The 10,749-nt window shown below is 47.8% G+C and carries 8 protein-coding genes and 2 pseudogenes; 4 read left to right on the top strand and 6 right to left on the bottom strand.

The features are described 5' to 3' along the window. Positions 1-378: 378 nt before the first annotated feature. The 4 genes and pseudogenes from Q0438_RS09485 to Q0438_RS09470 form a co-directional block, all read right to left on the bottom strand. Positions 379-1,494 carry a WG repeat-containing protein gene (locus tag Q0438_RS09485; protein WP_299190402.1) on the bottom strand — a complete coding sequence of 372 codons (1,116 nt, stop codon included), beginning with the start codon at positions 1,492-1,494 and terminating at the stop codon, positions 379-381. 25 nt (positions 1,495-1,519) lie between these two features. Then, complete coding sequence (locus Q0438_RS09480; RefSeq protein WP_297997069.1) at positions 1,520-1,768, bottom strand: isoaspartyl peptidase/L-asparaginase; 249 nt, start codon at positions 1,766-1,768, stop codon at positions 1,520-1,522. Continuing rightward, a pseudogene (locus tag Q0438_RS09475) lies at positions 1,757-2,068 on the bottom strand (isoaspartyl peptidase/L-asparaginase); the annotation flags it as partial. The pseudogene Q0438_RS09475 and the gene Q0438_RS09480, both read right to left, overlap by 12 nt. Positions 2,069-2,513: 445 nt before the next feature. Continuing rightward, positions 2,514-4,604, bottom strand: coding sequence for a TonB-dependent receptor (locus Q0438_RS09470; protein WP_299190401.1), 2,091 nt, complete (start codon positions 4,602-4,604; stop codon positions 2,514-2,516). Positions 4,605-5,083: 479 nt separating this feature from the next. Here Q0438_RS09470 and yedE point away from each other — a divergent pair, with 479 nt between their 5' ends. The 4 genes from yedE to murI all read left to right on the top strand — a co-directional run bounded on the left by yedE (position 5,084) and on the right by murI (position 9,371). After that, the gene (gene yedE, locus Q0438_RS09465; RefSeq protein WP_299190400.1) at positions 5,084-6,145 is read left to right on the top strand and encodes a YedE family putative selenium transporter; all 1,062 of its coding nucleotides are present in this window, start codon (positions 5,084-5,086) and stop codon (positions 6,143-6,145) included. Positions 6,146-6,512: 367 nt separating this feature from the next. Next, positions 6,513-6,821 (top strand): YbaK/EbsC family protein, encoded by a 309-nt coding sequence (locus Q0438_RS09460; protein ID WP_299190403.1) that lies wholly within the window; start codon positions 6,513-6,515, stop codon positions 6,819-6,821. Between the two features lie 691 nt (positions 6,822-7,512). Next, complete coding sequence (locus Q0438_RS09455) at positions 7,513-7,776, top strand: hypothetical protein (protein WP_299190399.1); 264 nt, start codon at positions 7,513-7,515, stop codon at positions 7,774-7,776. A gap of 593 nt (positions 7,777-8,369) precedes the next feature. Further along, positions 8,370-9,371, top strand: a complete 1,002-nt coding sequence (gene murI, locus Q0438_RS09450; protein ID WP_299190397.1) for a glutamate racemase — start codon at positions 8,370-8,372, stop codon at positions 9,369-9,371. A 743-nt stretch (positions 9,372-10,114) separates the two neighbouring features. On the opposite strand, the gene Q0438_RS09445 is transcribed toward murI, so the two are convergent. After that, positions 10,115-10,294, bottom strand: a complete 180-nt coding sequence (locus Q0438_RS09445) for a hypothetical protein (RefSeq protein ID WP_299190395.1) — start codon at positions 10,292-10,294, stop codon at positions 10,115-10,117. A 27-nt stretch (positions 10,295-10,321) separates the two neighbouring features. After that, positions 10,322-10,486, bottom strand: a pseudogene (locus Q0438_RS09440) (EexN family lipoprotein); the annotation flags it as partial. Between the last annotated feature and the right edge of the window lie 263 nt (positions 10,487-10,749).

Below are 10,749 nucleotides of genomic sequence, written 5' to 3'. Positions count from 1 at the left end.
CGTTTTGAAATTCTTTAATTTTCTCTTTTGCGAAAGTCGTTTTACCAGAGCCCGCATGTCCGCGAACCACTATAAATTTTCTCATTTTACCGCCTTAATTTTATGTGGCGATATTCTACCTGAAATTCGTATATTTTTCTATCGTGTGCAAAATTTTAGGCAAAAGTTAAATACGAATGAAAGTAAATTAAGACAACCGAAGTTTTATTGCCTGCGTTGAATTTAACTCATATTGCAAAAATTAAATTTACGTTATTTTTTTGGCAAAATAGGTCTATTGGGCTTTATGTGACATAAAGGCGAGAAATTTAGCGACTGAATGTAGCTCGTTAGTTTAAAAAAAAGCAAAGCGTTTGCCAAAACCGTCGCAAATTTACCTCAATCTTCTATCTCAAAGTAGTAAGAAATAGGCAAAATTCGACCCTTTTTGTCGATAAACACGTTTTTGTAGTCTATTTTGGCGGCCGTCACGTCGCCCTCAAAAACAGATATGTCGTCAAATATCGGTTCTATGGCGACCTTGCCGTCTATGTCTAGGCAACCGCTTTTTCTATTTACCCTGAAATTTAACATTCCGCCGTAAAACTCGTCAAATATATAGTCGAATTTTTGTAGCTCAAGGATAAATTTACCGCTTTTATCTATGATACCCCACAGCTCGCCGACCCTTACCACGGCACGTTTTTCTTTAAATTTATTTACTTCGTCAAAACGTGGCTCTATCGCGAAATTTCCGCTTTTGTCTATGAAGCCCCATTTGCCGCCCGATTTTACGGCCGCTAGCCCTTCGCTAAAGAGCGACGCTAATTCAAATTTAGGCTCTATAACGACGTTTGCGTCCTTGTCCACAAAGCCGTAAAGTCCGTTAAATTTTACGGATGCTAAGCCTTCTGTAAACTTTAATGGGTAGTTGAAATTTAGCTTTGAAACGGTAGCGCCGCTTTTGTCTATCACGCTCCATTTATCGCCGATGCGCACCGAGGCTAGTCCATCGGAAAACGACCTTGCCTCGTCGTAGCGCGGAGGAATGATTGTTTTGCCGTTTTTATCCACGTAACCGTATTTCATCCTGCCGTATTTCATCTCACCCACGACTATCGCGCCATCTCTGAAGGCTATACCCATATCGTCAAATTTGGGTTCTACTACGACCTTACCTGTTTTATCTATGAGGCCGAATTTACCGTTTTTGGCGATGCCCGCTAGCCCCTCGGTAAAGCTAGTTTTAAAGTCCGTACCGGGCGCCAAACGTAAGGCAAGTCTGCCGTTTTCGTCCATAAAAAAGGTCTGTTCGCCTATAAAAACCACGCAAAGACCGTCAGAAAAGGTTCCCGTGACCATAAAATTTTTACCTACGGCTTTTATGTTGCCGTCTTTATCCGCGGCATTGCCGTCCGCAAAAACCAGCCCGTAGTCCGCTAGCTCACCCTGCCCGATTATCTTAGCTTCAAGACCGAGCAAGCCTAAGAGAAGTACCGCTAAAATTTTTTTCATTTTTGCCCTTTTTGTAAATTTGAGGCTAATTTATCCCGCCCAGCAGCTCTTGCGTCTGCTCGAAGCTAAATCCCTCTTCGGCGCCTTGCTTGAGGAAGTTATCTATAAATTCTTTTTTCGAGATGGCGAGGTCTAGCTCCTTGTCGCTGTCTCTTTGATACGAGCCGATGCGGTCGGTCATTTTGTTGGTCGTGCCGCCGGTGCTGGTCGCTGCGGCTAGGTTGCTGTTTTTATCCATTGCAACTGCGCCTGCTTTTTTGGTCGAGCCGTCCATGATCGAGGCGTCTAGCTCGTTAAATCCGTCGGCGGTAAATACCGCGCCCTTGCCCGCGTTAAAATTCGGATCGTCCTCAAGCACCATTATCGCCGCCGTAACGGCATCCATCGCGCTGCCGCCTTTTTCAAGTACGGCTTGACCCGCCAAAAGCGCCTTTTTCATCGGCTCCTCGCGGATTTTAAATTCCTCTTTGGTTAGATCAAGCCCGCTGGTGCCGCCGTGAATGACGATAACCGGAGAAAATTTCTCCTGCGCATTCGCAGCCGTTAGCCCGAGCAGGGCCAAACTCGCCGCCATAAAAACGGCCTTTGAGAGTGAAAAGTGCTTCATATCTCATCCTTTCGAAAAAATTGCAGAATTTTAAGCAATGATATAACTTTGCGCTTTTCGTTTCGCTTAATCGGGAGTGGGCGAGCGAGTAGGGCCGGGCGAGGGGGCGGGTAGCTCGGGCGGTTAAAATTTTGCTAAAAACGGATCGGTGCGCACGTTTTGCCCATGTTTTTCTAAACGGCGAGCGCTCAAATTTATTTCGCAAAAAGTAGCCGCCCGCACGCCGCCTATCCTTGCTCATCGATCTGCGCCGCCGCTCTTGGTCCGACATCTTACACGCCGTAAAATTTAGTCACCGAAAGGTTGCGATGAGGTTAAAATTTAAGATGAGGTTTAAATTTGAAAAGAAAGAGGGGCGAAAGCTCGGGTAAGTTTTAAAATTTAACCCGCGCTTCGCCCATATAAGCTTACTCTAAAATCTTACTTCCAAATCGACGTAGAAATTTCGTCCAGCACCCACCACCACAGTCTCGCGCGTGCGGTTTGCGTTGATGTAGTGTCGATCGAAAATATTATTTACGCCAAAGCTTACGTCCGCGCCGTCAAGGGCTGGAATAATGCCGTTTTTGATCTTGTAACTTCCTCTAAAATTAGCGATCGTAAAGGACTTATCTACATAAAAATACTCCCTCCCGCGTGCAAAATATGAAGCGGGTTTGGAGTGAGGTTTGAAATAGTGGCTCACCTGAAATCCTAGACTCAAATCTTGCAGCGGCGAATAATCTATGTTCGCGCTTAGTTTTTTGGCGTGGTTATTGATGTTTTCGTGCGTCTTTTTATTGTAAATTCTAAGTCGCTCGAAGCTCGCGCCGAAATCAAAGTCCTGCGTTTGGTAGTTTGAGCTTAGCTCAAAACCATGCCTTTTGGCTTGATCGATATTTTGATACTGCCCGTATTGTTGCGAAAAGCCGCCCGGCGGCACGCCCAGATGCGGTAGCGGCTTAACGTCAATCATATCTTTGATATTGCCGTTAAAATAGATAAATTTCATATCGAAGTGATCGTCCGTAAAAATTTCATCCTGTTTAAAGCTAAATCCGACCTCGTACTCTTTGACGGTCTCGGGCTTTAGATCGGGATTTGGGATGTAATAATACATTCGGTTGATAGGCCCTGCTTGCGATGTCTCGTGCGGCGTAGGCGCGCGGAAACTCTCGCTGTATCCCGCTAAAAGAGTAAATTTATCAAAGAGCGTATAGGCAATCGCCGCGCGCGGAGAAAATCTGGAATCTTTAAATTTAGCCGATCTGCCTTTGATGTCGCGATCGAATCTATCGTATCTACCGCCTAAGGTAAGCTCTAAATCATCGTGCAAGCGGATCAGATCTTGCGCAAAAAGTCCGTAGCTATTATATTCGTTCGGAAATGAGGCGAAATCTCTTAGCGCTCCATTTTGGATAAAGATCGCATCCTCCTGCCTGTTTTCGTAATCGCCGCCGAAAGCGAAGCTATGATTTAAAAAGCCCGTATCAAATTCCGAGATATTTTTGATCTCTAGTCCCTTACGATCGTCTTTGTTTGCGTAGCTGCCGGTATCTGCGCCGTCGATATAGCCGCGTTTATACTCGGCTCTGCTTTTGTAGGCCTTAAAAGACATATCCACTAGCGGGCTTTGCGGCGTGAAATTCCAATCAAAAACATAATCTCTTTGGCTTAAATTTCCGCTTACGAAGAGATCTGAGTCGTTTTGCCATAGCGTTTGCCACATCGTGTGTAAATTTTCGTCGTAATCAAAGGCACTAAAACTTATGCGGTGATCGTCCAAGTTCGCGCCGATTTTGAAAAATCCCGTATCGATGTGCTCGTTATTAAAGCTCTTGTCATACCCCTCGACATAGTGCGTGCCGCCGTCTGCGAACTTAACGTTGCCGTAGCTTGCGCGCTTGCCGTAGAGTAAAACGTCGATCGGAATTTCCTCGCCCTTGCCGTAAACCGCGCCGCGCGTGCTATGCATATTGTTTGATTCGAGCCTCTGCCCTAGCATCAAGCCTACGCTTTTGCCCTCGCTTAGATAATCGCTCGCGCTTTTGGTTTGCATATTTACGATACCGCCGATCGCGCCCGAGCCGTGAAGCACGGACGAGGCGCCCTTTATGACCTCGACACGCTTTAAGATGTCGCTATCGGTGCGAAAAGATGAGATCATATTTGAGTAAATTCCTAGGCTTCTGCGCACGCCGTCTTGCTTGATAATGACGCGCTCGTCGCTTTGATATCCGAATCCTCGTATCTGAAACTGCCTGCCGATCTGTCGCCCCATATCCATACCGCCGTCAACGCCCGGTATCTGCATGATCGAATCGATCACGTTGGTTTTGGCTTTCATATCTTTGGGGGTTAAAATTCCGGCCGAGCCTGCGTATTTTAGGTTATCGACCGCGCTCACCGTCGCTTGCACGACGATTTGACCCAGATCCTGCGACTTTGTGGCGTTGTTTTCGGCCGCATTCGCTCCGCCTATTGCGCCTATCGCAAGCGGCACCAATAAAATTCGCTTTTTCATACCCGCCCTTTAAAATAAAATTGAAATACATTATTATATATCCGTATACTTAAATAAGGTTGAAATTTAATTTCAAAAATATTTGAAATTTGTTTTTATTGGCGGCAAGTAATGCTCTTCGTCTAAGCCGTTTCCGCGTTTTGACTGCGTCTTGTTTGTACTTTATCGCGCCGCTTCTGCGCCTGGGCTCCGCTTACGTCAGTTTGTATCGCGTTTCGTCTGACCGCCTCTGCGCCTTGGCTTTTCGTTTCGATTCGTTTGCGCCGAAATCGAGCGGCTAAATTCAGCACTTCTATCGCAGCAAAGAGTCTAAATTTAAACGCTCTCGATTTGTTTGCGTCTAAATTTAGCGGTCGCCCGTGCGATTTTAAAATTTAACTTTTCGCAAATTTAGATCGGAATTTATTTACTTTTTATTTTACAAAGGATAAAATCGCGCCTAAGAGATCGGTCGATCTAGATTATTTCAGGATTTTTTCATGAATAACGTTAAATGGTACATCATCGCAGGCGCCGTGCTAGGCGTGCTGGGTGCGACGCTAGTGCATTTCGGAAACCCGGGCAATATGGGCGTTTGCGTCGCTTGTTTTTTGCGCGACACCACCGGCGCGCTGGGCTTTCACCGAGCCGCCGTGGTGCAATACATCCGCCCGGAGATCATAGGGCTCGTGTTCGGCGGCTTTTTGGCAAGCGTGCTTTGGACGCGTGAGTTCGCGCCGGTTACCGGCAGCTCGCCGTTTGCGAAATTTTTCCTAGGGATTTTCGCGATGATCGGCTGCCTTGTATTTTTGGGATGTCCGTGGCGCGCGTTTTTGCGCCTAGGCGGCGGCGATTTGACCGCGCTAGCCGGATTGGCGGGTCTGATCTGCGGCGTATTGGTCGGGTTTTTGCTTAAAAAGCGCGGCTATGAGGCGAGCAAAGAGGCAAGACTTAGCGGCCCGATCGGAATTTTGCCCGTGATACTGGGTGCGGCGCTACTTGCAGCTTTGGTTTTCGGACTCAAAACGGGCGAGGGCGGCGCGCTTTTTATCTCCGCTAAAGGTCCCGGCGCGCAACACGCAGCGGTAGGCATCTCGCTGGCTGCGGGCATTATCGTGGGCGCCTTGATGCACAAGAGCAAATTTTGCAGCGTCGGCGCATTCGGTAAAATTTTCCGCGGCGATTTCTCGATGTTTTGGGGTGTGCTAAGCGTCGTCGTGTTTGCGAGCATCGCAAATATCGCGTTTGGACAATACAAACTCGGCTTTGAGGGCCAGCCTATCGCTCATAACGATTTCGTTTGGAATTTCTTGGGTATGGTGCTCGCGGGTCTTTGCTTCAGCCTCAGCGAGGGCTGCCCGGGTAAGCATCTGGTGCAGGCCGGCACGGGAAATTTAAGCTCGGGCATATTCGTCATCGGCATGGCGGCAGGCGCTGCGATCGCGCATAATTTCTTGCTCGCAAGCTCGCCTAAAGGCATCACCGAGTTCGCTCCCTACGCAGTCGCGATCGGTTTTGTTTTCGCGCTTTACGTGGGGATTTTTCAAAGACGCGCCACTTAGCGCGAGCGCGGCTTATTGCGGCACGCTCTCGCCAATAGGCTTTTATCCGCACCACGTAAATTTGAAAATTGAATGCGCACAATATCCTGCAAATTCCTCGGAAATTTTGTGCTATAATGAAAATAGAATTTGAAAGGGTGCTTTATGAAATTAGTATTTGAGCCCGTAAGCGGGGTAAATAAAAACCTTTTGCCTGAGTGCGTTTATGATTTTATCAGCCATTTTGACGATTCGTAGGCCATCAAAGTAGCAGAGATTGACCCTTCTTTTGCAGACGGCGATTTGCTAAGCAAGAAATACGATATCCCTTATGAAATGGAGGTAAATTGCTTGGTTGTGGAAGGGCGCAGAGGCGAGGACAGGCGCTATGCCGCCCTGCTGGTGCCTTTATGGCAAGCGGGCAAATACCAACGCGCTAGTTAAGCGCCATTTGGATGCCGCTAAGGTTTCTTTTGCGGATATTGAATACGTTACGGAAGCGACAGGCATGGAATTTGGCTCAATTACGCCCATAGGATTACCGAAAGATTGGCTTATTTTAGCCGATAAATCTCTTTTAGAGCAGAAATATCTCGTCGTGGGCGGCGGTCTGGTCAAATCAAAGCTTTTGCTGGCGTCGCACTTACTTGCAGGCCTACCGAACGCGAAAATACTTGAGGGCTTGGCGAGGGATTAAAAGGCGCATATTTCAATCGCCCACTAATCTGGCGCGAATAATCTTCTAAATCTCAAGATTAAAAGTAATATTTCAATTGCCTGCGCGAGCTTAAATTTTATAAATACCAAAATAGCCGCGCATAAAGATCGTGCGATACGCGCTGATCGCAGTATCTTTTGAGCGCAAATTCCTAGCCCCAATGAAAATTTCACCATTCAGTACTTTGTTATGATTTATCGGCGTCTAGCTCGGCACGTGTAAAATTTGGCGGCATTTAACACAGCACCTGCTTTAAAATTCCCGCCTGCTTTAAAATTTTTGCTCGCTTCTAATTTGGGCTCGTCTGCGTTAAATTTAAAAGTGTTCGCTGCATCGCACGCTTCGTTTAAATTCTCGCTTCGCCAAATTCCTTCTAGCCCGCGATACATCGCACTTGCTAGTTCGCGCTTGCTCGGTAGCGTCGTATTCGTTTCGCATCCGTTTTTAAAATTTCACTCGCTGCGATTTGTGCCGCGCAGTCCGTCTCAATCACCCTAAATTTCTGATTGCTCGCTCTGCTTGCACAGTGGACGGTTTTAGTGAGTGCGAAATTTACACAACGGGGTGTATTTGGCACTTTAGCGGGTGAGTTTAAACGCGGATGAGGCTTTCGAATGCTTTTAAGATCACGGCAATGCTACGCAGTGAGCGAAGTCGCAAACGGCACATTATGCGTGATTGCAAGCCATATGCGGTGGAGCGAAACGAAGCGGACGAAATTTTAAAATTTGAAACGATCAAGCGGGCGGCAAGCGCGGGCATCATTCGCCGATCCGCAATACGAAGTAGTAACGGGTATCCGACGGGCGGGAGCGGCATGACGCTGCAAGGCGGCAAGATACGAAGCATTAACGGCGGCAGGCGCTTGGTTTTAAATTTGACTCGATACGTCGCCACCCACTTGACGCGAGAGCAGGCGCATGCTTTGCCGTAATGATGGCGGTTATACGCGGCGATTTGGATGCAAAGGGCGCGTAACGACCCGCCTCACCGTCTCGGTAGAGATCTGTGCGTATCCGACGAGCGGCTGCGATCGACTTCGTTTTCGCGCTTTACGTGAGCCTTTTTCAAAGGCGCGCTCATTGGCGCGAGTAAAATTTACGGCGATGAGGTGTAAATTTGGCGTTGAAATTCTATCGTGGCGTAAAATTTCATCAGCGCTCCATAGTATTAATGTCTTTATTCACACTCTGCGTGGAAACAGGTAAAATTCATAATTTGGCGGCGGTATGAATGCGCGCTTGGTGTACCGCGACGCTGCCCGATTGGATTAAAATTTTATCGTCGCGCGAAATTTGGCTCGCACCTTTGACTGGGTCTTTGGCTCATTTTGCCTATGACGGATCCGCGCTTTTATTGGCGTTTTGTTCGCGTTCAATTTATGCTAGATCCGGCGCCAAATTCCGTCGCAGGGGGGCAAAATTAACGCTAAATTTATCATTAGATTCCGCGTTCAAGCGGTTTGAAATTTAGATTTTACCTGAATTGAGCTATAATCGCGCATTAAATTTAACCTTGGATAAAGATTTGAAAATAGCGTTTTTTGACTCGGGTATCGGCGGGCTGAGCGTGCTTGCCGAGGCTCTGCGGCGGTTTAGCGGGGCGGAGTTTTTGTATTTTGCCGACGAGGATCACGTCCCCTACGGCACGAAAAGTAGAGCCGAGATCGTGCGGCTAAGCCTTGATGCTGTGGGGTTTTTGGTCGCGCATGGCGCAGACGCGGTCGTGGTTGCTTGCAACACCGCCACGAGCGCGGCCATCTCGGAGCTTCGCGGCGCATTTAGCGTGCCGGTCATCGGCATGGAGCCCGCCGTCAAGCTCGCCGCGGACAGCTTCGGCGCGCGTCCGACGCTGCTCATCGCCACGCCGCTAACGATCGCGGGCGAAAAGCTCGCGCGCCTCGTGGGGCGGCTGGAGTGCGAGACGTGGAGCTTGGCGTTACCGCACCTCGTGGAGTTTGCGCAGGATTTGGAGTTTGACTCGCCCGCGGTTCGGGCCTATCTGCAGCAGGAGCTGGGTCAATTTGAGCTCACGCGCCTGGGCTCGCTCGTGCTTGGTTGCACGCATTTTAACTATTTTAAGGACGTTTTGCGCGAAATTTTACCTCCACACGTGCGTATCATCGACGGTATCGACGGCACACTAAACCGCCTTGCAAGCGAGCTAGGCGGTGGGCTAAAGCTTGCGCGAGGCGAGGATTTGCCCTCACGGGCGGCTAAATTTAACGCAGACAGCGGCGTAAAATTTGGTGCGAATCCATCGGCGCAAGGCGGTAAATTTGACGCGGAAAGGCGAGGCGCAGGCGGCGGACAGAGTATAAAAGGCAAGAGCAAGCGGGGCGAGGGGAGCGATGAAAGCGCTCGTAGCGAGCAGGGCGCAGAAGTGTGCGACGGAGACAGCGGCAAAATTTACTATCCGAACGGCAACAGCGTGGAGTATTTTTACTCGGGCAGGGCGCTAAATGCGGCGCAGCTACGCAAGGTGGAGATATTTTTAAAGCGGCTCGATGCGATGAGAGGGATTAGCTAGGCAGCGCGCCTGTGCGCCGCAGCGCGGATTGAAATTTTATCGCATCGCGGATCGTGCCGTGAAAGTTAAAATTTTGATGCGCTATAAATTGCAGCGCAGACTCAAAATTTCGCCGTTTCGTAAATCGCGCCGCATAGGCTAAAATTTCGCCGTGCGAAAATTTAACTCGGCCCGGCGATTTAGAAGCGGCTTCGCAACGGCGTGTGAGCAAATGGTGTCTCGCTACCACCCGGCGCGCGAAAATTAAAATTTAACGCACAAATGCCGTCATTACCACTCCTTTAAATTACATAGCGTAAGCCGAGATCACCGTATGTTAGGAGTTATCTCGCGTCGTACGAATTATCGCCGCGGATTTGAAATTTTAAATTTAGCACGGCGCGCAAACCGCCGCCGAGAAAATTTGACTAGCGGCATGTGAGATCGTGAAATTTAGGATGCCGCACTGCGAAATTTCACCGCCGCCGAGAGAAATTTAGACTAGACACGCGGCGTAAATTTTAAGGTGCCGCGCAGCCCGCAAGTCTTTTCTGCGCTAGCCAAAAGCTCGCAGGCTTTAAAATTTAAAATTCCAAAATCCGTAAAGCAAGATTTTACGCCGTATCGTTTCGCGAGAGAAATTTTATATCGCAAAATTCTAAGCCGCATAGAGCAAATTTACCCTACACCGAAAATGCGGGGTAAATTTAGAATGTATTAAGAGCGCGAGAGAAGAGTTAATACTAAGCCGATACCAAAATAATTTATCGTGCTTGATTTTCCAAAAAGCCCCTTAATTTCATATTGCCATTAGCCTCTTTTGCATTCATCAAATTACTATACTCAACGCTATTTTTATCTGCCGGCTCTTTCTCTTTATATTTTTCTATGATAGCCTTGGCCTCATCCAAGTGTTCCATATAATATTTAACCGAATACGCCATACTCTTTTCCTCTACGACAGTTTTGGCATTCACACAATTTTTATACGAGTTGCTTCCATCTTTAAGAGTGTTGAAATCGCACTTTGCCAAAACCTCTTTGGCTTCGTCAAAATGCGCGTCGTAGTATTCTTTAGTTTTTACCTCGGTATCATCGCCGCAACCTGCTAATAAAGCAGCTAATACCCCCCCCAGAGGAACATTTTAGGATTTTTCATCTCATTCTCCTTGTTTGAAATTTATCGGTATTTTACTATCTGTTTACTTTAAAAATTTTGAATTGCAGGCGCACGCGCCGTTTTAATGCGGCTCGTTAAATTTGGCTTTTAAAATTTACTCGCTCTTTTTGAAATTTCGCTTTAAAATTTTATCCGCGTGACGGAATTTTACAGAGCGGAATTCCGCGGGATAAAGCAAAATTCCGCCAGGTAGAATTCCGCATCGCTGCGGAATTCAAA

The sequence above is a fragment of the uncultured Campylobacter sp. genome (assembly GCF_938030785.1).
GTDB lineage: Bacteria > Campylobacterota > Campylobacteria > Campylobacterales > Campylobacteraceae > Campylobacter_B.
Note: the sequence above shows the minus strand (reverse complement) of the source record. Positions and strands in the feature narration are given on the sequence as shown.

Coding starts and splice junctions, on each gene's coding strand:
- Q0438_RS09460 (WP_299190403.1), top strand. CDS start 6,513: ATGCCGCCCTGCTGGTGCCTTTATGGCAAGCGGGCAAATACCAACGCG.
- Q0438_RS09445 (WP_299190395.1), bottom strand. CDS start 10,294: ATGGCGTATTCGGTTAAATATTATATGGAACACTTGGATGAGGCCAAG.
- Q0438_RS09455 (WP_299190399.1), top strand. CDS start 7,513: ATGCGTGATTGCAAGCCATATGCGGTGGAGCGAAACGAAGCGGACGAA.
- Q0438_RS09470 (WP_299190401.1), bottom strand. CDS start 4,604: ATGAAAAAGCGAATTTTATTGGTGCCGCTTGCGATAGGCGCAATAGGC.
- Q0438_RS09485 (WP_299190402.1), bottom strand. CDS start 1,494: ATGAAAAAAATTTTAGCGGTACTTCTCTTAGGCTTGCTCGGTCTTGAA.
- yedE (WP_299190400.1), top strand. CDS start 5,084: ATGAATAACGTTAAATGGTACATCATCGCAGGCGCCGTGCTAGGCGTG.
- Q0438_RS09480 (WP_297997069.1), bottom strand. CDS start 1,768: ATGGACGGCTCGACCAAAAAAGCAGGCGCAGTTGCAATGGATAAAAAC.